Genomic DNA, 20,340 nt, shown 5'->3' on the forward strand with positions numbered 1-20,340 from the left:
ATTTCATTTCCTCTGGCAAAGATTGTAGATAGAGAAAAGAGTTGAAACATAATATGAATGCACGGAAGCAATTATGGATAGCAGTTATATGTATGACTTTTGTTGTAATTCTAGGAACGCTAGGATTTATGACAATTGAAGAGATTAGCTTGTTCCAAGCATTTTGGATGACGATGATTACTGTATTAACTGTTGGATATGGTGATGTAGTGCCTGTAACAAAGGCGGGGAAATTTTTTGCGCTCCTTATTATACCTGTTGGCGTCGGTATCGTTACGTATGCAATGGGGGTAGTAGCAGCTATGATCATTGAGGGTAACTTATTTCATGCAGTGCGGAGGAAGAAGATGGATAAACAAATAGCACAGTTACAAAAGCATATTATAGTATGTGGTTGCGGAAGAGTAGGGCTTCAAGTTGTACATGAATTACAGGAAAAGAAAATCCCATTTGTAGTTGTGGAAAAAGATGAAAGTATATTCGAACAGGAAAAGCTTTTATATGTACATGGGGATGCAACTGAAGATCAAGTGTTACATAATGCCGGAATCTCAAAGGCGGCTGGTCTAGTTGCTATCGTAGCAAACGATGCTGAAAATGTATTTATTACATTAACGGCAAGAGGGCTTAATGATACAATTAAAATTGTAGCAAGAGCTGAAAAGCCAGAAACAGAAGAGAAATTACGGCGCGCTGGTGCAAATAAGGTTATTAATCCATCTAGTATGGCAGGGATTCATATAGCGAAGGGTATTGCGAATCCGTTAACAGTTCATTATATTGATACAGTATTGTATGGAATAGAGCAATCATTTGTAATTGAAGAAATTCAAGTTGGAAAAGATTCTATCTTAGTTAGTAAATCGTTATTAGAGAGTAATGTGAGAAATCAATTTGATGTAACAATTTTAGCGATTTTAAGAGATGGGGATATTATCCATAATCCAACGGGGCAGGAAAAACTGCAAGAACATGATATGATAATAGTATTTGGCTCAGTGGAGAAACTGGGGCAATTTGAGAAAGAACTACAAAGTAAGAGGTGACAAGGAATGCAAGTATCTAGCGATAAGGTTTTAAATAAAATGGCGAGTGAAATTGCAAAGGCAAAAAGTAGTGAAGGACAAAAATCAAAAGAGCATTTATTAGTTGTGCGTGCATTATGTGATTTATTATTAGATGAACAAGTTGAGCCTTCTACGTATAGAGAACCACAAGTTCAATCACAAATAATCGGATCTCAGCCTATAACAACAGTTCAACCGGTTATGCCAGTTTCTGGAGAACCTGTGTATATAAAAGAAGAAGGTGCAAATGGTAATTCTTTATTTGATTTTTAAGGGTTAAATCGTTTGGATTATATGTGAAAATTGCTTATGATAAAAATAAAAAGGGGAATTAAGATGAAAATTTTCTTTTTACTAGGTTGTATTGCAGCGGGGCTATCTGTTGCATTAGGGGCTTTTGGAGCACATGGTTTAGAAAATAAAATTTCTGCAAAAATGTTAGAAGTGTGGAAGACGGGCGTTACATATCAAATGTTTCATGCAGGTGGCTTATTCGTAGTTGCTCTATTAATGGATAAAATGCAATCATCACTTTTAAGCACTGCGGGTTGGCTTATGGTAGCTGGGATTATTATGTTCTCAGGCAGTCTTTATGCATTAAGTACAACAGGTATTAAATTCTTTGGCCCAATTACCCCCCTTGGTGGTGTAGCATTTATTGTGGCGTGGATTTTAGTCGGAACTGCAGTTGTAAAAGGGTTATAAAAAAACAAAAGCTGGCATTTGCCAGCTTTTTTTTATGGTCTTGGAGCATAAGTTGCTTGTTGACTAGGTAAATACGTAATTTCTCCTGGGAATTCTACATAATCTAAGTAAATCATTAGTAGTAAATAACGCTTTCCAGATTTCGGTTCACTAATAACGATATGATCACGGCCAGCTGCCTCGATAATCCCTGTATAAGATTGTGTACCAAGCGAACTACCACGTTCATAAGTCATTACAACTGTAGCTGGCTTACCTTTGTTTAAACGAAGGATATTTTCGATATACGATTGCTCTAGTGGTAACATCCCTTGAGAAACTGCAAGTTGAGCTTGAGCAGCTTGTTGTTGCATTGCTTGCTGTTGTTGCTGTTGTTGCTGTTGTTGTGGGGTCATTTGTTGCGGTTGTACATAAGTTCCAGATGGTTGATAAAAACCTGTTCCGTAGTACGGGTTTTGTTGCTGTGCCATTCAAAAATCCCTCCTCATTTTCATTCCTTAATATACGCCTGGACAATCTCCACCAGATGGTTGGAAGAAGCAGTGCTTTTTAAAGCGACCAGAATTTTGCTGGTCATACCAAGTTGGCGGGCAAGGACCTTCAGGTCTAAAGAACCATAAGGCAAAGTTAGCGGGCCAAAAACGTTGTCCTTGAATAGTCCGTCTTGCCAATGCGATATCTTGTTCTCTCGCTCGTTGATAAAAATACCCTTTTTGAGTTGCCTCAAAACCACCAGGATTTTGATACACCATTTGACGTAAATTACGTATTTTTTTAAAATCTAAACAATTTCCGCGGACACGATTTACGCCAACGTTTCCAACCATTAACATCCCTTGTTGGCCTTCTCCTTCGGCTTCAGCACGCATCAGTCTAGCTAATAACTTTACATCTTCTTCGTTATATGCGATAACACCCATTATGTTTCACCTCTCTTTTTGGAATGCCTTGTAGAAAGAGGTTTATCCCGCATTAACGGGCAGTAAGACTCCCACCCTAAAATTCGGCTGGAGCAAAGAAGTTGGGTGGGAGATCAAACTGCCCCTAAACGCCCGATTGGTGAAGGCTAATAATCAGTGGGGGATGAACAAAACTCCCACTGATTAAAGTTTCACTTTATCTCTAGATGAAGTGTGGAACAATTACTAGTTCATAGGTATGAGAAAAAGGACTCAGATATGACAACCAAACGAAGTTTTACATTTAGAGGGGAAAATAAAAAAGCTAGCGTGGGCTAGCTTTTTTTATCATTAAAATACTTTAGACCATAAGTTTGAGAAGAAATCGCCAATTGAACGCATTGTTAATACGAACCAATTTGCTTTTTCTACTTCTTCAGTCGTTTTTGCAGTAACTTTCATACTTTTATTTCCGTTTAAGAAACCGTATTTATCAGTTGATTCTAAAACGATTGAACCTACTTTTACATCTTTCTTAATAGGGGCAACTAAATGCCCATCTTCAGCAAGTAATTTATCTGCTTCAGTTGAAATTTTGTAAGGTGATTTGTTACCTTTTGCAGTAACTACTGTTACTTCTTTTTCTGGTGCAACTGTTACGTAGTCTTTATTTCCTTTTACTACAGAAATTTTGTTATTTTTATCTACTTTTAATTTCTGTTTTTCGAAGTTATTAAACCCGTATTCAATTAATGCACGAGATTCTGTGAAACGCTCGTCCATTGATTTTGTTTTAATAATAACTGAAATAAGGCGTAAATCACCACGTTTTGCTGTAATGGTGAATCCATATCCAGCGGTATCAGAGCTTCCTGTTTTTAAACCATCTGCTCCTTCATAAGAGAAAGCAGCACCTGGTAACATCCAGTTCCAATTTTCCATACGAATGGGTTTCGGATGATTATCTGGGAAGTTTCTAAATCTTTGTTTTGTATCCTCTAGCATTTCTGGATACTTTGTAATAATTGTTTTTGAAAGAATACCCATATCGCGAGCTGACATGGAGTTTTCTCCATTCGGATCAGTTCCTTCAGGATGTTTTCCTTTTAAATCAGCGTTGTTTAACCCAGTAGCGTTTACAAATTTATATTTCTTTAACCCTAGTTTTTTCGCATGTTCATTTGCAAGATTTAAGAAGTTCTTTTCACTTCCTGCAAGTAATTCTGCTAAAGCAATACTAGATCCATTCGCAGAGAAGATAACGATAGAATGATATAATTCTCTTACAGTATATTGGCGTCCCTTTTCGAACGGTACGTTAGAGAATTCATTATTACGTGAAACTTCATAAGCGTAATCGGAAATGTTTACTTTCGTATCCCAAGTGATTTTACCTTCTTTAATCGCTTCTAAGACGGCATAAACAACAATTAATTTTGACATACTAGCGATAGCTAGTAGTTCATCTGGATTTTGTTCATGCAGTATTTTTCCTGTATCTGCATCAAATAGAAGTGCAGCAGCTGCCTCTATATGTATTTTTTCTTCCGCATGGGATGTTGTTACTCCTAAGGGAAAAAATGACAATAGAAACAATAGTGAAATAGACAAGATTTTCTTCATATACATTATCACCTTCGCATCGTTATTAGCATATAGCTCGTACCATTTTAGCATAAATTTGGATGTGAAAAGGTTACAATCTTACAAGAAATTTGAAAAGAATTTGTCGATTTTTGTTCAAATTTGCAGAGAAAAGAAGGTTTTTGCAGGTAAATGTAGAGGGTAATAAAAAAAGGAACGAATTTCGTTCCTTTTTTATATTATATGTGTAAAAATGTTGTTACTTTTTCGCTTGGTAAAATGTTTCCGACAAAGAATGTTCCAAATTCACCGTAGCGAGCACTTACTTCGTCGAAGCGCATTTCATATATAAGTTTCTTAAATTGAAGAACATCGTCAGCAAATAATGTTACGCCCCACTCAAAATCGTCAAATCCAACTGATCCTGAAATAACTTGGCGCACTTTACCTGCGTACTGGCGACCGATTTTGCTATGACTGTACATAAGTTTCTTACGTTCATCCATAGGAAGCATATACCAGTTATCATTACCTTGGCGACGCTTATCCATTGGATAGAAGCAAATGTGATTTGCTTTCGGTAACTCAGGATATAAGCGAGCTAAGACTTGTGGGTTTTGGTATGGGTCTTCATCAGCTGGAAGATAGTTGCTTAGTTCAACAACAGATACGTAAGAATATGCAGGAACTAAATATTCAGCTAATGTTGTTTTATTTAATTCTGTTTCGATTTCATTTAACTCTTCCATTGTTGGACGTAAGATCATAAGCATAATATCTGCTTTTTGACCAACAACTGTATACATTGCATGACTGCCTTTTTTTGCAGTAGCCACTTCGTTCCATTTTTCAACGACATTTAAAAATTCAGAAATTGCTTGTCCGCGTTCGTCACTAGATAATGTTTTCCATGCTGCCCAATCAATAGAACGTAAATCATGTAAACAATACCAGCCATCTAACGTTGTTGTTGCTTCACTCATTCTATTCACCTCAGTTAATGATATTTTACACGTTAACTATAGCATATATAGGATTAAAAACATCTAAATAAAGTTTCGGTGCATAAAACTGTCACATTTATATTTACTGGAAAACGGGAGAAAATAAGGCTTAAGTAGGCTTGTTTTCTCGGCTGAATTTTATGAAAATATAATCATTTTCATTTTATCTATTTTTTGGGAGCTATAAGTTTAAAATATAGCTGAAAAGAAGTATTCTTAAAGGTAGAGTTTTTAACATTTGTAGGAGGGTTTATTCGTGAGCAATTTATTTACAGCAGTAAAAGAAAAAGTTCAAGGAAAAGGCATTTCTATCGTACTTCCTGAAGGAACTGATGAAAGAATTTTAGGCGCTGCAGAGCGTTTAGCAAAAGAAGAACTAGTAAAACCAATTTTAGTTGGTAATAAAGAAGAAATTAGCGCAAAAGCTGCTAGCATGAACTTAACATTAGCAGGCGTTGATATTTACGATCCAGCTACATACGAAGAGATGGATGCAATGGTAGCATCTTTCGTTGAACGCCGTAAAGGTAAAGCAACAGAAGAAGATGCTCGTAAAATTCTTAAAGACGAAAACTACTTCGGTACAATGCTTGTATACATGGGCAAAGCACAAGGTTTAGTAAGTGGTGCAGCTCACTCTACAGCTGATACAGTTCGTCCAGCACTTCAAATTATTAAAACAAAACCAGGCGTTACAAAAACTTCAGGCGTATTCATCATGGTACGTGAAGAAGAGAAGTATGTATTCGCTGATTGCGCAATTAACATTGCACCAAACAGCCAAGATTTAGCTGAAATTGGTATCGAAAGTGCGAAAACTGCTGAACTATTCGGTATTGACCCACGCGTTGCTATGTTAAGCTTCTCTACAAAAGGTTCTGCGAAATCTCCAGAAACAGAAAAAGTTGTAGAAGCAACTCGCATTGCAAAAGAAATGGCTCCTGAATTAGCTTTAGATGGAGAATTCCAATTCGATGCTGCATTCGTACCATCTGTAGCTGAGAAGAAAGCTCCAGGTTCTACAATTAAAGGTGATGCTAACGTATTCGTATTCCCAAGCCTAGAAGCTGGTAATATCGGCTACAAAATCGCTCAACGCTTAGGTAACTTCGAAGCAGTAGGACCAATCTTACAAGGTTTAAACATGCCTGTAAATGATCTATCTCGTGGATGTAACGAAGAAGAAGTGTACAAGTTAGCTTTAATTACAGCAGCTCAAGCACTTTAATTCTATAATGAATTAATATGAAAAAAGACCACCCTATTTCTTTTGAAATGAGGGTGGTCTTTTTTGTTTATCCTTTAAAATTTAAGTAGTTTTAAATCTTTAAGGAATATATATAATTTTAATAATAGGGGGAGGGATGAAAGTGACAGTACACCACTTTATTGCGGCAAATAAAGAACTACCAGTAGGGGATTACGGAATGATTGAAGGGGATTTTATAACGATTGTGAAACTAGAAACGTACTATGAGCCAATCAAAAAACACTTTCATAAAATGTTGGTCTATGAAATAGGTGGATATTTAGGGAGACCGGGGGAAGGTATGAAAGTATTATTTCATTATATAAATAGCAATTTAAACGCTGGTGAAGAAATAGAAATCTACAGTTGTTTAGATGGAGAAGAGGAATATGAGAAAGATGATAAGCTAGACATTACAATTGATTTGAAAAACCTTCAATTCGGCAAGTACATTAAGTTAAATAAGAAAAAATATATTGAACAATTAGGAGAAACATTTTTCTTAGAAGATAAGCAATTTGTTGTGGTGAAAAAATAAAAGCATGTATATAAAAAAACCGTCGCTATAGCGGCGGTTTTTACTTCTCTAAGCCAAGTGCCTTATTATTACGGTCAATAATACGTTGTAAATTCATCTCATATAAAGGAACTTCATCTACTGTTAGCTGAGATGGTGTTAACTTTGGAGCGAATTGTTGCAACGTTTTTAAAAGGCGCATCATTAAATCTTGCACTGTAATTGTTTCGCCAAGTAATTCAGATAGTGAAGCCATCGTACTCGGCACGATTTCAGGATACGTAAATCGTGTTTCTTCGCCTTGAATTGCTACGTTGTAAAAATCACGAACGAGTGCGGCACGCTCAGATCCGCTTCCTGTCGCACATAAGTAAATTTGTACAGCAACGCCTCCGCGAATACGACGCTGAGAAATACCAGCAAATTTTTGATCGCGAATGCTCAAATCATAGCTACCAGGACAATAAGAACCAACAATTTCTTTTGCCTCGATAGTAACATCGTAATCTTTTAACATTTCCTTAATTAAATGCCACATCGTATCGTATCCAAGATCGATGTCGATACCTTTTTCTGTTTCTTGGAATAAAAGTGATACGTTTAAAACACCTTCATCAAGTACGACAGCTAGTCCACCGGAATTACGAACGATAACATTGAAGTCGTTTTCTTTTAAAAAGGAAATACCTTCTTCTAAATGTGGTAGGCGTGAATCTTGAATGCCAAGAACAATTGTATTGTGATGAACCCAAGATCGCATTGTTGCAGCGGATAGACCATTTCCAATACTTGTGCATAACGTGTCGTCCATTGCGAATGACTGAAGTGCATGGAATGTTGGTCCTAAACTAGACTGGTCTACAATACGCCACTCTGGCTGAGATAAAATTGAACGGGAATTGCTCATATAACTAACCCCTTATCTTTAAAATGACAATCTTTATTATAGCAAAAATATAGAAAGTAGTTTTAGGGAGAAATCTTACTAAATTGTAATGTTGTTGTAAGGAAAGTGAATTGGTTAAACTAGCTGCGGTGGTTAAACTAAGGGATGCAATTATGCTTTTAGGAGGAATACAAATGAAAAAAGTTAAATTAGGAATCGTAGCAATTATGTCTGCTGCTGTATTTAGCGGTTGTTCTATTATGGATATAATCGCACCACAAGCAAAGGGTGTTGTTATGTACGGAGATGAAACTGGCGTTCAAAAAACAATGGATCAATATAAAGATAAAATTGAATTCCAAAGTAAATTTGAAGCAAAACTAGGTACTGTCAATGAGAAAAAGGTTTTAATTATGAATAAAACGACAGCTGAAAAGATGGTAAAAGAAAACATGCTGAAAAAAGTAGTGAAAGAAGATGTAGAACCTATTAAAGCATTGCCGGCTATTTCTGATGAAGCTGGAATCGTATTTGCTAAAGAGGAACAAAAAGATGTAGTAATTGATGGAAAGAAAATGAAGTATGAAGGTAATGTAGTAATTGGTGATGCGCGTAAATATACAGATATGTATGCGGTCGTTAGTGATACGGCATATACAAAGATAAATGAACCGGTAAAAACGATTGGATTAGCAGCTTTTAAAGAAAATCCAAAGGAAAAAATTTTTCCAGATATAAAAAGAGATTCTAAAGTAGAAGAAGCACATATGGTTGAAGTGAAATAATAAAAAAAGGATGCATGCAATGCATCCTTTTTATTCTGCAATTTTTTCTAAGTTACCGTTTCGATCCATGCGGAAAGATGTTTGTGAGCGTTCCTCATCATCCATTACTGCTAATTTACGAGCGCGGTTCATAATATTCATAAGTGTTTCGTAATCCTCTTGTACAGTATGAGATTGTTGTTCTAATTTTTCTAGTTTCTTTTCTAGTTCTTCATTTCGCAAGATTTGCGCTTTAATTTCTTGCTTCAATCTCGTATTCTCGTTTTCAAGAGCTGTTACTTTTATATTTGAAGATCCAACTGTTTGTAAAAAGTAAATAACATCTTGCATTGTTATTGAGTTTTTTGAAGCAGGGACAGTCGGCTCTTGATATGGAATAGCTTCTGTATATTGAACAGCTGTTTCATACGGTACGTGTTCTTCATAATCAGTTATCGCCGCTGAAGCTGGTGGTGTATAAAGCAAACGTTTTTTTGCCTGTTCACCGCCCGCAGCACGCATTTTATCTTTACGATGTTTTTTTGCTAGTTGAAGAGCTTGTTCATAGCTATAGCGAACAACAGCATTCCAGCGGAAACCACAAGCAGCAGATGTGCGATTTAACTGATCTCCTACTTCTTCAAAAGCATTTAATTGAGTACTTCCTTCTCGAACATGGCGAAGCACCGTTTCAGCAAGTAATAAATCGTCCTCGTCTGTCCAAGCATCTTGTCTTACTTTCATAGATTCAACTCCCTTTCTTTTTATGAACTTCCTATTTTTATAATGGGCAAAAAAATGAGCTTTTATACAAAGCTTTTAAAAATATGGTAGATTTCAATGAAGAGAAGAAATGTGGCTATGAATGATGAAAGCTTTTGAAGGAGAAAGTATAAAAATAGGTAGCCTTATATAGGAATAGAGCTACGCCCGGAGACTTGCAACAAGCTTCAAAGAGCGGTAAAATACCATTTAGTGTTTATTTTTAAATGTACTTGTGAAAAGTTTAAAATAGAGGAAGTGTTATATATAATGGGAAACGAATTTCGTGTGTGCGATGATTGTCAGGCAACGAACGTTAAAACGTTGATTCCAAAGTTAAAAAAAGTAGATTCATGTGCAACGATTGAAGTTGCATGTCAGTCTTACTGTGGCCCTGGTCGTAAAAAATCATTCGCATTTGTAAATAATCGTCCAGTTGCAGCTCCAACAGAAGACGAATTAATTGTAAAAATTGAAGCGAAGTTAAATAAGTAAGAAAAAGAAGAGTGAACAGATTACTCTTCTTTTTTTATGTCCATAAGATAGCGCTTTGTATGAATTCGTATTTCAAAATAATGGTTGACAGTCTTTTGACGTGATAGGTAGAATAGAAAGTGTCTGATTCTGATAATCATTATCACGAAAAAGGTCAATTCACCTAATTTTTTTATTATTATTTGAGAATAAATTTCATTTTATTAAATATATGTTGTTGGTTAGGATGGTTGAGGGATGGAAGCGAGCGCAAGGAGTATAGAACAGCAAGATGTGAATGTTAAAGAGATTAAGAGCAGACCGCTCGTTGCTTCTATTATTTTAATAGCAGGCACAATTTTGTTAGCTTTAAGCATGGCAGTTTCTATTTCGTTTGGTGCAGCAGATATTAGTTTAAAGACCGTTTGGCAAGCTGTATTTCAGTTTGATGGGTCTATCACGCATCATAACGTAATTCAAGAACTTCGCATGCCTAGAGCAATAGGGGGCGTAGTTGCAGGTGCCTTTTTAGCGGTATCAGGAGCAATTATGCAAGGTATGACACGAAATCCACTTGCATCTCCATCGTTAATGGGGATTACAGATGGTGCTGTATTCGGGATTGCAATTATGTATGCATTTTTCCCTAATTCACCTTATTTAATGTTTGTTATTGCATCTTTTATTGGAGCTGCGTTTGGAGCGAGCATTGTATATGGTATTGGGTCTTCTTCACCAGGTGGATTAACGCCTGTGAAATTAGCTTTAGCTGGTGCGGCAATTAGTGCTTTATTAGGGGCAATTTCATCTGGAATTGCATTGTATTTCAACCTTGCTCAAGAGGTAAGTATGTGGAATGCAGGCGGTGTTGCTGGAGTGAAATGGCAAAGTATTAATATGTTAGTACCGATTGGTCTTGTTTGTCTCGTTATAGCAATTATGATGTCGAGGTATATTACCATTTTAAGCTTTGGTGAAGAAATTGCGATTGGGCTTGGTCAAAATACGACATTAATTAAATTTATCGGAACAGTACTTGTTCTTGTATTAACAGGTTCTGCGGTTTCTATGGCAGGATCGGTTGGATTCGTTGGACTTGTAATTCCGCATATGACTCGTTTCCTTGTAGGCTCAGACTATAGATGGGTTATTCCATGTTCTGCAGTCTTAGGTGGATTGTTAATTGAATGTGCAGATATGTTATCTCGCGTTATTAATCCACCATTTGAAACGCCAATTGGAGCAATTACAGCGCTAATTGGAGTTCCATTCTTCCTCTACTTAGCACGTAATGAAGGGAGAGGAAAAATGTGAGGACGAGCGTCTTAACAAAAAAGAACATTTCTATTTTAACGATTTTAGTAGGATTAATCGTTGCTGTATTTTTAGTAAGTTTAAATACAGGAACATTTAAAATTCCTCCAATAGATGTATTAAAGTCACTAGTTGGATTAGGTGCAGAAGATCAATCTGTTATTTTATTTGAATTTCGTATGCCGCGTATGGTTATTGCTATATTAGTTGGTTCTGCATTAGCTATGTCAGGTGCAATTTTGCAAGGGCTATCACGAAACCCACTTGCTGATCCAGGTATTATAGGTATTAACGCCGGAGCGGGATTAACAGTTGTTGTATTCGTCTACTTTTTCTTTGGAAAAGTTGGAACTGGTACATTCTTATCTGTATTTATCCTTCCATTCTTCGCGCTAGTTGGTGCGATATTAGCAGCGGTTATTATTTATTTACTAGCATGGAAAGACGGCGTTTCATCAACTCGATTAATACTTGTGGGTATCGCTGTTGCAGCCGGATTTGGTGCTGTTAGTTTAATTTTTTCTATGAAGATGACATCTAACGACTTCCGTTTTGCAACGATTTGGTTGGCAGGAAGTTTATGGGGAACAGATTGGAAGTTCGTACTAAGTGTGCTCCCGTGGATGGTTATTTTCTTACCACTTGCCATTAGTAAAGCGCACATATTAAATGTAATGAATTTAGGCGACTCTACAGCAGTTGGCCTTGGTGTAAATGTAGAAAAGGAAAGACGTAAATTATTATTTATTGCAGTTTGTTTAGCAGGTGCATCTGTTGCTGTTGCTGGCGGCATTGGTTTTATCGGTTTAATGGCTCCGCATTTAGCGAGACGCCTCGTTGGTGGTAAACATCAAATTATGTTACCAACGGCTGCATTAATAGGAACGTTCTTACTTTTATTTGCAGATGTAATTTCAAGAAGTGTGTTACCAACTTCAGAAATACCGGTCGGTCTTGTTATTTCTGTAATTGGCGCACCATATTTCATATACTTACTTATGAGGACAAAATAAAGGGAGGCTTTTTGTATGGCAACTTTAGCAGTTGATGCGGTATCTGTTGGCTATAATGAAGGGTTAATTATAGATGGATTAACAGTTGAAATTCCGGAAGGGCAAATTACAACGATTATTGGACCAAATGGTTGTGGGAAATCTACATTATTAAAAACGGCTTCTCGTATTTTGAAAGCAAAACGAGGTACTGTTTATCTTGATGGAAAAGCAATTGAGAAACAGCCAACGAAAGAAATCGCAAAGAAAATGGCGATTTTACCACAAACTGCAGAAGTGCCAACAGGCCTTACTGTGTTTGAACTTGTTTCATATGGACGTTTTCCTCATCAAAAGGGATTTGGAACATTGAAAGAAGAGGATTATCGCTACATTCATTGGGCGCTTGAAGTGACGGGAATGACTGAGTTTGCAAACCGTCCAGCAGAAGCGTTATCAGGTGGGCAACGTCAACGTGTATGGATTGCGATGGCTCTTGCACAAGGAACAGATTTACTCGTGTTAGATGAACCGACAACATACTTAGATATGGCTCATCAGCTTGAAGTATTAAACTTATTGAAGAAGTTAAATCAAGAAGAAGGTAGAACGATCGTTATGGTTATCCATGACTTAAACCATGCTTCTCGTTTCTCAGATCATATGATTGCATTAAAAGCAGGTAAGCTAATGAAACAAGGAACGCCAGATGAAGTTATGACAAGTGAAACACTTCGTAACGTATTTGAGATTGAAGCTCAAATCGTTCCATGTCCAGTAAACTGTAAACCAATTTGTTTAACATACGATTTAGCGATGATTAATAATCAATTGCGTAAAAAAGCATAAGTAGAACCCCCTCTTTAAGAGGGGGACTTCTAATGGACGTTGAGCTTCTTATATACGAATGGGAAGTTGAACGCCCGTTAGAACGGGCTATAAACAACAATTAATGAAAATATATTAATTAATTGTTACTTTCGTTTCTTATAGTTCATTGTAACTTATAAGAGAAATACAGCTAGAAGGAGTGGGAACATGAAGAATTTTAAAATGGCACTATTAGCAATGGTACTAGTTGTTACTTCTGTACTATTTGCAGCTTGTTCTAACAAAGAAGAAGAAAAGAAAGCAGATGCGAAGGATGCGAAGATTGAAGAGCGCACTGTACAACATGCAAAAGGGGAAATTAAAATCCCTGCAAATCCAAAGAAAATTGCTGACCTTAGTGGTTCAACAGAAGAATTATTAATCTTTGGTATGAAACCAATTATTACTGCTAATACATCTCAAGAAAAAATTGATGCACATATTGAAAAGAAATTAAAAGACGTAAAACCGGTTGGTTCTGCTTGGGGCGATAAAATTAATATCGAAGCAGTAGCTGCTGCAAAACCAGACTTAATTCTTGTAAACAATCGTCAAGAAAAGATTTATGATCAATTATCTAAAATTGCACCAACAGTTATGTTAAAAACTCCATTAGATCAATGGCGTCCAAAATTCGAAGAAGTAGGTCAAATCTTCGGTAAAGAGAAAGAAACAAAAGAATGGTTCAAACAGTATGATGAAAAAGCAAGTAAATTACATGACAAAATCATCGCTAAAACTGGTGATGCAACATTCATGAAAATGGCTGCATATCCAAATGCTTTCCGCGTATACGGCGACTACGGTTACGGTAGCGTAATCTTTAATGACTTAAAATTACCAGCAGTTAAAGGTACACCAACGGACAAACCGCTAGTACAAGTACAAAAAGAAGCTTTAATCGATTACAACCCAGATTACTTATTCGTATTTACAACTGGTGACGGTTCTCAGCGTCTAAAAGAATTCCAAGAAGAATCAATTTGGAAAAACATGAACGCTGTTAAAAACAACCACGTATTTACAATTAGCAATGAAGACTTAAACAAAGGTTACTTCCCATTAGGTAAAGAAATGATCCTAGACGAAGTTGCTGAGTTTGTTTTAGGAAAATAATATATAAAGAAAAATCACTTTTACGTCGGTAAAAGTGATTTTTCTTTATATAACAGGAATTAATATAGTCTTTCATTTCTTTCTGTTTCCTATATCGTTTATAATATATAGTAAGAATGCAGTAAAGAAAGGGGGATGTCGGAAAGTGGTATATTTAAACGACAAACTCAGCGAAACAAAAGTGTTTAAAGACCCAGTACATAAATATGTGCACGTGCGTGATCGCGTTATTTGGGATTTAATCGGAACGAAAGAATTTCAACGCTTGCGCCGTATTAAGCAGCTTGGTACGACATTTTTTACATTTCACGGTGCAGAGCATAGTCGCTTTACTCATTCGTTAGGTGTATATGAAATTATTCGTCGTATGATTGATGATGTGTTTGATGGCAGACCGAACTGGAATGCTGAAGATAGATTATTATGTTTATGTGCGGCATTACTTCATGATGTCGGTCACGGTCCATTTTCTCATTCGTTTGAAAAAGTATTTTCGTTAGATCATGAGAAATTTACGCAAAAGATTATCGTTGGTGATACGGAAATTAATCGTGTGTTAAGCCGTGTGGATAAGGATTTCCCACAAAAGGTAGCAGATGTAATTGCGAAAACATCTACTAATAAATTAGCGATTAGTATGATTTCGAGCCAAATTGATGCTGATCGTATGGATTATTTATTAAGAGATGCATATTTTACTGGTGTAAAGTATGGGAACTTTGATATGGAACGTATACTGCGTGTCATGCGCCCGTACGGTAATCAAGTTGTCATTAAAAATAGTGGTATGCATGCTGTAGAGCATTATATTATGAGCCGTTATCAAATGTATTGGCAAGTATATTTTCATCCGGTAACACGTAGTGCAGAAGTAATCTTAACGAAGATTTTACACCGAGCTAAATCACTGCATGAGAAGTATTATGCGTTTAAAAATCATCCTGTTCATTTCTATTCTTTATTTGAAGAAGAAGTGACAGTAGAGGATTATTTAAAGCTAGACGAGAACGTAATGTATTATTACTTCCAAGTATGGCAAGACGAAGAAGATCCGATTTTAAGTGACTTATGCCGCCGTTTTATGAATCGAAATCTATTTAAATATGTAGAGTTTACAGATAAGCACGGTTTAGATAATTGGATGGAGCTAAGTAGCTTATTTAAAAAGATTGGACTAGACCCAGAGTATTATTTAGTTGTTGATTCAACATCGGATTTACCGTATGACTTTTACCGCGCAGGAGAAGAGGAAGAGCGTCTGCCAATCTTACTTCTTATGCCGAACGGGGAACTTAGAGAGCTTTCACGTGAATCGGATATTGTTGAGGCGATTACGGGTAAGAAGAGAACGGATCAAAAGCTATTCTATCCGCATGATTTAATCTATGAAGATGGAAGAAAAGGAAAATATAAAGAGAGAATTATCGAGTTATTAGAAGGAAAGAAATAAGAAGCAGCTAAGAGCTGCTTCTTATGAAAAAACTTGGAATTATTTGTCGCTTAAGCGTTTTCCGCCAACTGCATAATGGTTTTTAGACATTTCTTCGATGAAAACAACGATGTTTTCTTCAGGAGCACCAGTTGTTTCGCTTACTGCTGCTGTTACTTTCTCAGCGAGAGCTTTCTTTTGTTCTTCTGTGCGTCCTTCTAGCATTTTCACTGTTACGTATGGCATGTATAATCGCTCCTTTTATGTAAGTTACACTCTTATTATAGCGGATTATGAGGAAGAACAATCGGAAAAACAAATAATTTCTTTTTTTGACATATTGAAGAGGAGATGAGTTATGGATCAGTTATTTAGATACCCATTGCAGCAAATTCCATTGGTAGCAATGGCGATTATTATTGCGCTATCTGTGCATGAATTTGCACATGCGTATGTTGCATATAAATTTGGAGACGATACAGCGAAAAAGCAAGGACGTTTAACGTTATCACCGATGGCTCATTTAGATCCTATCGGTATGATTGCTGTACTAATTCTTGGATTCGGTTGGGCAAGACCAGTACCTGTTAATCCGTATAACTTTAAAAGACCGCGTCTTGCGGGAATATTAGTTTCTATTGCGGGACCGATAAGTAATCTTATCTTAAGTGCAATTGGTTTAATTATTTGGTACAGCTTAATAACGTTTGGTGTGTTAGATGCGATTCCACCTGCAGTAGCAGATACGCTGGGTCAATTCTTCCAGATTTTTATTATGCTTAATATTGTTTTACTTGTATTTAACTTATTACCAATCCCGCCACTTGATGGTTATCGCGTTGTGGAAGATTTAGCACCAGCAAATATTCGTGCGAAAATGACGCAGTATGAAAAATATGGAGCAATTGCGTTATTAATTCTTGTTATTACACCGCTTAGCAATTACACAATTCAACCTATTTTCAATGTTGTTATTCCATATGTATTAGTATTTTTACAAAGTATCATTGCGCCTATTTTCGGGCTCCTATAATTATTAAGCGAGGAGGAATTTACATATGACAGAGAAAAAGAAAAAAATCGGTTTTAATATCGTGAAGAATGACTCAACAGATGGACATGGTGGTTTTGGTGTCGGGGCATTAAGCCTAGAAAATATTTCTCCTGTATTTGTTGATGTACTAGAGAAAACTGCGTTCGTTGATATCGGTGCGATGCATGCGCGTAGTACAGTAGAAAAAGGTATTAAATTTTTAACAAATAAAGATGAAGTTCCAAACGGAAAACCATTTTGGCTTGTTTGGGTAACGATTGAAAGAACACCAAACGGTGCATATTACGCAGGTGTAACTGCTTGCGAAATGACAGTTGATCGTGAAATTCGCCGCGGATATAAATCACTTCCAGAGCATGTAAACAAAATGGATAAATCACTAAAGCGTTACATCATGATTGATCATATGGATGAATCATCTAAAAAAGTACTTGGTACATTCTTAAAAGAGCATAATGAAGCAATTTGGAACGAATCTAGTGAAGAATTGCGCCGTGCATTATTAGGTGAATAAAAGAAAAGGATGTCTCATTAGTCGATTTTTGACTAGTGAGGCATCCTTTTTATTTTGTGAATAGGACCATGGGATATGAAAATATATCAGCGATTCGACAAGGAATATCAATAGCATTCTTTCTTACCACGGGAGATATTTCTTCCACCAACCCGTCTTTTTCTTCTCTTCACTAACCTTTTCAAACTCTTCTTTATCATCAACATGATCCATACAATATTCAGTTGGCTCTGTACCTTTTGCGAAATACATTTTCACAGAAATGGGACAATTTTTTGTAGCAATCTTACCGTTTTCAGGGTTAACGTCGACAGCAACAACATCTGTTGGTTGTTTGAAATCTTTTTTAGGCTGTCCATCTAATCCTTTTTCCATTGTATCGGTCCATATTTTTTTCGCGTATCCTTGTTCTGCTACATTTGAAATGGATTTAGGTTGATCGTATCCAATCCAAACCCCTGTTACAAGTTGCGGGGTAAATCCAATCATCCAACTATCAGTTTCTGTAGAACCAGACTTTCCAGCATATGATCTTGATAGTTTTGATAACATCGATTGTCCGGTCACAGCGGCATAACTGCTTAGTTTTTTATTAAACATACCTGTCATCATTTCTTCCATCACAAAGGCTTTACTTTTATCTAGAACTTGTTTACTTTCTAAATGGGCGTCGTATAGCATATTTCCTTCATGATCAACGATGCGCCTTATAAAGATTGGTTTTACTTCTTTCCCGCCGTTTGCAAACATGCTATAAGCATTGACCATTTCAATTGGCTTTACAGGAGATGTGCCGAGAGCAAGAGACGGAACATCTTTTAATGCGCTAGTAATACCGAATTGCTTCGCCGTTTTTGTAAGAATGTCTTCGCCTAAAAATAGATTCGTCTTCACAGCATATACATTATCAGAAACGGCGAGTGCTTGTGCCATTGTCACAAAGTCATCTGCATAATAGTTTTTATAATTTTTCGGTTTATACTTTGAAACACCGTCACCTAAAGTGAATACAGTGTATTCGCTTTTTAAGCGCGTAGCAGGGGTAAATCCTCGTTCTAAGGCTGCATAATATAGGAACGGCTTAAATGTAGAACCGGGCTGACGAGCGGCTTGTGTAGCTCTGTTAAATTGACTCGTATTATAATCAGTTCCACCAACAAGAGCAGCCACTTCACCCGTTTTTGGATTCATAGAGACGAGGGCAGTTTGGATGTTTGTTGTTTCAGGTATATGATTTTTTACAGCTTGCTCTGCTACAGATTGTAATTTAGGGTCTAGCGTTGTATAAATACGTAAGCCACCTCGCTGTAAGGCTTGCTCATCTAATCCGATATCACGAAGAAGAGAAGCTTGTACAGCATCTTGGAAATAAGGTGCAATTTCTGCAACTTTTTTCGTATCCAATGAGGCGAAAGTAAGTGTTTCTTTTTTTGCCGAGGTAGCTTGCTGTTTTGTAATATAACCTTGTTCTACCATTTCATCTAGTATGAGAGATTGACGCCCTTTAGCACGCTCTTCTTTTAAAAAGGGAGAGTAGAAGCTAGGTCCTTTCGGAATACCTGCGAGCATACTAGCTTCTGCTAATGTTAATTCTTTTGCAGTTTTATCGAAATATAGGCGGGAGGCAGCTTCGATTCCGTAAGCCCCATGCCCGTAATAAATTGTATTTAAATAGCCTTCTAAAATATGATTTTTATTATAGTTCACTTCAAGACGAACGGTATACATTGCTTCTAATAGTTTACGCTTCCACGTTTTATCATGATCTAAGTATAGGTTACGAGCATACTGTTGTGTAATAGTACTAGCACCTTGCACTTTTGCCATTGCTTTTAAATCGGCAACAATAGCACCAGCAATGCGCTTCATATCAAAGCCATGATGTTTGTAGAATCGTTGATCTTCAATAGATAGTGTTGCCCCTTTTACATAAGGAGAAATTTCATCAAGAGATACATTATAGCGTTTTTGCATTTCATTACTTTGTCCTATAACAGTGTCATCATTAGCGTAAAAGACACTCGTTTGCGGAACCGCGACGGGTGGAGGTCCCATAATTTTTGCAGCTATAATGATAATAAAAAAGGAAAAAACGAAAAAAAGAACACAAGAAAACATTACGGTGAAGAAAAGACGTTTATATTTTTTAAGTTTTGGATTCATAGTTTGATCCATCTTTTTCAGCCCCTCATTAATACAAGCATTATTGTATTAGTATTGAGGGTTTTCGTTTATTTTAAACAATGAAATTTCCAAAATAAAAAGAGCCCCTTTATTTAAGAAAGGAGCTCAAAAGCACGCGCTGGCCAATCGGTAATAATAACATCTACACCATAATCAATCATAGTTTGTAAATCTTTATATTCATTAATGGTGTAAGGACGAAAAACGTATCCTTGCCCCTGTGCTAATTGGACAAACTCTTTTGTTAATAATTGAAAGTTTGGATGTAATCCAGTCGCCTCGCGCCTTTTTGCTTCAGCAATAGGATCTGCAAGTGGTGTATCGTACAAAATCGCTCTTGGAATTTCTGGAGCAATTTCTGCTAATAATGAAACGGAATCGTGGTTAAATGATGAAAATGCAATTTGATTGGATAGATGATATTCACGAACAAGAGCAACAACTTTTTCTTCAATATTTGGATAATGAATAACATCTGTTTTTAATTCAATGTTAAGTTGTAAATTTGTTGTAGAGAGCCAAATAAATACTTCTCGTAATGTTGGGATTTTCGCCTCATGGAAAGAAGGATCTTTATGGCTACCGGCATCTAAAGCTTGTAATTCCTCTACAGTTTTCTCAGAAACAAGTCCCACGCCATTTGTTGTACGGTCCACTGTTTCATCATGAATAACAACTAGTTCACCATCTTTTGATAGATGAACATCAAGTTCAATTCCGTGAGCACTAATGCGTTCAGCCTCTTGGAAGGCAATCATCGTATTTTCTGGATGTGTTCCTTTTACCCCGCGATGAGCGAAAATAAGTGGTTTATTCATGTGAAAATCTCCTTATCATCTCTTTTCTTTCATTATGAAACTGCTTTGAGAAAAATACAATTCATATGACAAACATTTACAAAAGTATAATAGTTGCACAAAAGTTAACGTTAACGTAAAATGTAATAATCCGGTGAA

23 protein-coding genes are annotated in these 20,340 nt (G+C 36.5%); 14 read left to right on the plus strand and 9 right to left on the minus strand.

The features are described 5' to 3' along the window. Nucleotides 1–53: 53 nt before the first annotated feature. From QCI75_RS00535 to QCI75_RS00545, 3 genes are all read left to right on the plus strand, one after another. Entirely contained in the window at nucleotides 54–1,046 is a 993-nt protein-coding gene (locus QCI75_RS00535; RefSeq protein WP_353759820.1) for a potassium channel family protein, read from the plus strand. Nucleotides 1,047–1,052: 6 nt separating this feature from the next. Then, complete coding sequence (locus QCI75_RS00540; RefSeq protein ID WP_001198367.1) at nucleotides 1,053–1,340, plus strand: YwdI family protein; 288 nt, start codon at nucleotides 1,053–1,055, stop codon at nucleotides 1,338–1,340. 63 nt (nucleotides 1,341–1,403) lie between these two features. Continuing rightward, nucleotides 1,404–1,772 (plus strand): DUF423 domain-containing protein, encoded by a 369-nt coding sequence (locus tag QCI75_RS00545; RefSeq protein WP_002016371.1) that lies wholly within the window; start codon nucleotides 1,404–1,406, stop codon nucleotides 1,770–1,772. 32 nt (nucleotides 1,773–1,804) lie between these two features. Here the strand turns inward: QCI75_RS00545 and gerQ are convergent, their stop codons facing one another. From gerQ to hemQ, 4 genes are all read right to left on the minus strand, one after another. Beyond that, nucleotides 1,805–2,242: a spore coat protein GerQ gene (gene gerQ / locus QCI75_RS00550; RefSeq protein WP_002159730.1), complete on the minus strand. Its 438-nt coding sequence runs from the start codon at nucleotides 2,240–2,242 to the stop codon at nucleotides 1,805–1,807. A 27-nt stretch (nucleotides 2,243–2,269) separates the two neighbouring features. Next, nucleotides 2,270–2,692, minus strand: a complete 423-nt coding sequence (gene cwlJ, locus QCI75_RS00555; protein ID WP_000538158.1) for a cell wall hydrolase CwlJ — start codon at nucleotides 2,690–2,692, stop codon at nucleotides 2,270–2,272. 330 nt (nucleotides 2,693–3,022) lie between these two features. Further along, entirely contained in the window at nucleotides 3,023–4,300 is a 1,278-nt protein-coding gene (locus QCI75_RS00560; RefSeq protein WP_353761469.1) for a serine hydrolase, read from the minus strand. A 194-nt stretch (nucleotides 4,301–4,494) separates the two neighbouring features. After that, nucleotides 4,495–5,238, minus strand: coding sequence for a hydrogen peroxide-dependent heme synthase (gene hemQ, locus QCI75_RS00565; RefSeq protein WP_144508729.1), 744 nt, complete (start codon nucleotides 5,236–5,238; stop codon nucleotides 4,495–4,497). Nucleotides 5,239–5,515: 277 nt separating this feature from the next. Between hemQ and pta the strand changes: the two genes are divergently transcribed. Next, nucleotides 5,516–6,487: a phosphate acetyltransferase gene (pta, locus tag QCI75_RS00570; RefSeq protein WP_002113123.1), complete on the plus strand. Its 972-nt coding sequence runs from the start codon at nucleotides 5,516–5,518 to the stop codon at nucleotides 6,485–6,487. A 142-nt stretch (nucleotides 6,488–6,629) separates the two neighbouring features. Then, on the plus strand, nucleotides 6,630–7,046 hold the full coding sequence (locus QCI75_RS00575; protein WP_353761471.1) for a hypothetical protein: 417 nt from the start codon (nucleotides 6,630–6,632) through the stop codon (nucleotides 7,044–7,046). Between the two features lie 40 nt (nucleotides 7,047–7,086). On the opposite strand, the gene lipL is transcribed toward QCI75_RS00575, so the two are convergent. Then, a complete protein-coding gene (lipL, locus tag QCI75_RS00580) occupies nucleotides 7,087–7,932 on the minus strand; it encodes an octanoyl-[GcvH]:protein N-octanoyltransferase (protein WP_353759821.1) in 846 nt (281 codons plus the stop codon). A 173-nt stretch (nucleotides 7,933–8,105) separates the two neighbouring features. Between lipL and QCI75_RS00585 the strand changes: the two genes are divergently transcribed. Beyond that, nucleotides 8,106–8,696 (plus strand): lipoprotein BA_5634 family protein, encoded by a 591-nt coding sequence (locus QCI75_RS00585; RefSeq protein WP_353759822.1) that lies wholly within the window; start codon nucleotides 8,106–8,108, stop codon nucleotides 8,694–8,696. Between the two features lie 30 nt (nucleotides 8,697–8,726). Here QCI75_RS00585 and QCI75_RS00590 read toward each other — a convergent pair whose 3' ends face one another. After that, on the minus strand, nucleotides 8,727–9,419 hold the full coding sequence (locus QCI75_RS00590) for an RsfA family transcriptional regulator (RefSeq protein ID WP_002113121.1): 693 nt from the start codon (nucleotides 9,417–9,419) through the stop codon (nucleotides 8,727–8,729). 288 nt (nucleotides 9,420–9,707) lie between these two features. On the opposite strand from QCI75_RS00590, the gene QCI75_RS00595 reads away from it, so the two are divergent. The 6 genes from QCI75_RS00595 to QCI75_RS00620 all read left to right on the plus strand — a co-directional run bounded on the left by QCI75_RS00595 (nucleotide 9,708) and on the right by QCI75_RS00620 (nucleotide 15,653). Next, nucleotides 9,708–9,932, plus strand: a complete 225-nt coding sequence (locus QCI75_RS00595; protein ID WP_000526075.1) for a YuzB family protein — start codon at nucleotides 9,708–9,710, stop codon at nucleotides 9,930–9,932. A 237-nt stretch (nucleotides 9,933–10,169) separates the two neighbouring features. Next, nucleotides 10,170–11,225 carry a FecCD family ABC transporter permease gene (locus tag QCI75_RS00600; RefSeq protein ID WP_002113119.1) on the plus strand — a complete coding sequence of 352 codons (1,056 nt, stop codon included), beginning with the start codon at nucleotides 10,170–10,172 and terminating at the stop codon, nucleotides 11,223–11,225. Then, a complete protein-coding gene (locus QCI75_RS00605; RefSeq protein WP_144505020.1) occupies nucleotides 11,222–12,238 on the plus strand; it encodes a FecCD family ABC transporter permease in 1,017 nt (338 codons plus the stop codon). Before QCI75_RS00600 ends, QCI75_RS00605 begins: the two co-directional genes overlap by 4 nt. Nucleotides 12,239–12,253: 15 nt before the next feature. After that, the gene (locus tag QCI75_RS00610; RefSeq protein WP_002123701.1) at nucleotides 12,254–13,066 is read left to right on the plus strand and encodes an ABC transporter ATP-binding protein; all 813 of its coding nucleotides are present in this window, start codon (nucleotides 12,254–12,256) and stop codon (nucleotides 13,064–13,066) included. A gap of 189 nt (nucleotides 13,067–13,255) precedes the next feature. Beyond that, nucleotides 13,256–14,203, plus strand: coding sequence for an ABC transporter substrate-binding protein (locus QCI75_RS00615; RefSeq protein WP_144505018.1), 948 nt, complete (start codon nucleotides 13,256–13,258; stop codon nucleotides 14,201–14,203). Between the two features lie 145 nt (nucleotides 14,204–14,348). Beyond that, nucleotides 14,349–15,653 carry an HD domain-containing protein gene (locus QCI75_RS00620; RefSeq protein ID WP_000262735.1) on the plus strand — a complete coding sequence of 435 codons (1,305 nt, stop codon included), beginning with the start codon at nucleotides 14,349–14,351 and terminating at the stop codon, nucleotides 15,651–15,653. Between the two features lie 39 nt (nucleotides 15,654–15,692). Here QCI75_RS00620 and QCI75_RS00625 read toward each other — a convergent pair whose 3' ends face one another. Further along, the gene (locus QCI75_RS00625) at nucleotides 15,693–15,878 is read right to left on the minus strand and encodes a 2-hydroxymuconate tautomerase (protein ID WP_001147171.1); all 186 of its coding nucleotides are present in this window, start codon (nucleotides 15,876–15,878) and stop codon (nucleotides 15,693–15,695) included. Between the two features lie 112 nt (nucleotides 15,879–15,990). On the opposite strand from QCI75_RS00625, the gene QCI75_RS00630 reads away from it, so the two are divergent. Next, a complete protein-coding gene (locus QCI75_RS00630; protein ID WP_070145628.1) occupies nucleotides 15,991–16,665 on the plus strand; it encodes a site-2 protease family protein in 675 nt (224 codons plus the stop codon). 25 nt (nucleotides 16,666–16,690) lie between these two features. Then, on the plus strand, nucleotides 16,691–17,200 hold the full coding sequence (locus QCI75_RS00635; RefSeq protein ID WP_137057899.1) for a YwhD family protein: 510 nt from the start codon (nucleotides 16,691–16,693) through the stop codon (nucleotides 17,198–17,200). A 123-nt stretch (nucleotides 17,201–17,323) separates the two neighbouring features. Here QCI75_RS00635 and QCI75_RS00640 read toward each other — a convergent pair whose 3' ends face one another. Together QCI75_RS00640 and QCI75_RS00645 are read right to left on the minus strand one after the other, a co-directional pair. After that, entirely contained in the window at nucleotides 17,324–19,375 is a 2,052-nt protein-coding gene (locus tag QCI75_RS00640) for a transglycosylase domain-containing protein (protein WP_144505016.1), read from the minus strand. A gap of 101 nt (nucleotides 19,376–19,476) precedes the next feature. Further along, entirely contained in the window at nucleotides 19,477–20,202 is a 726-nt protein-coding gene (locus QCI75_RS00645) for a glycerophosphodiester phosphodiesterase (RefSeq protein ID WP_353759823.1), read from the minus strand. Between the last annotated feature and the right edge of the window lie 138 nt (nucleotides 20,203–20,340).

It is taken from the genome of Bacillus cereus group sp. RP43 (assembly GCF_040459645.1).
Lineage (GTDB): Bacteria > Bacillota > Bacilli > Bacillales > Bacillaceae_G > Bacillus_A > Bacillus_A mycoides_C.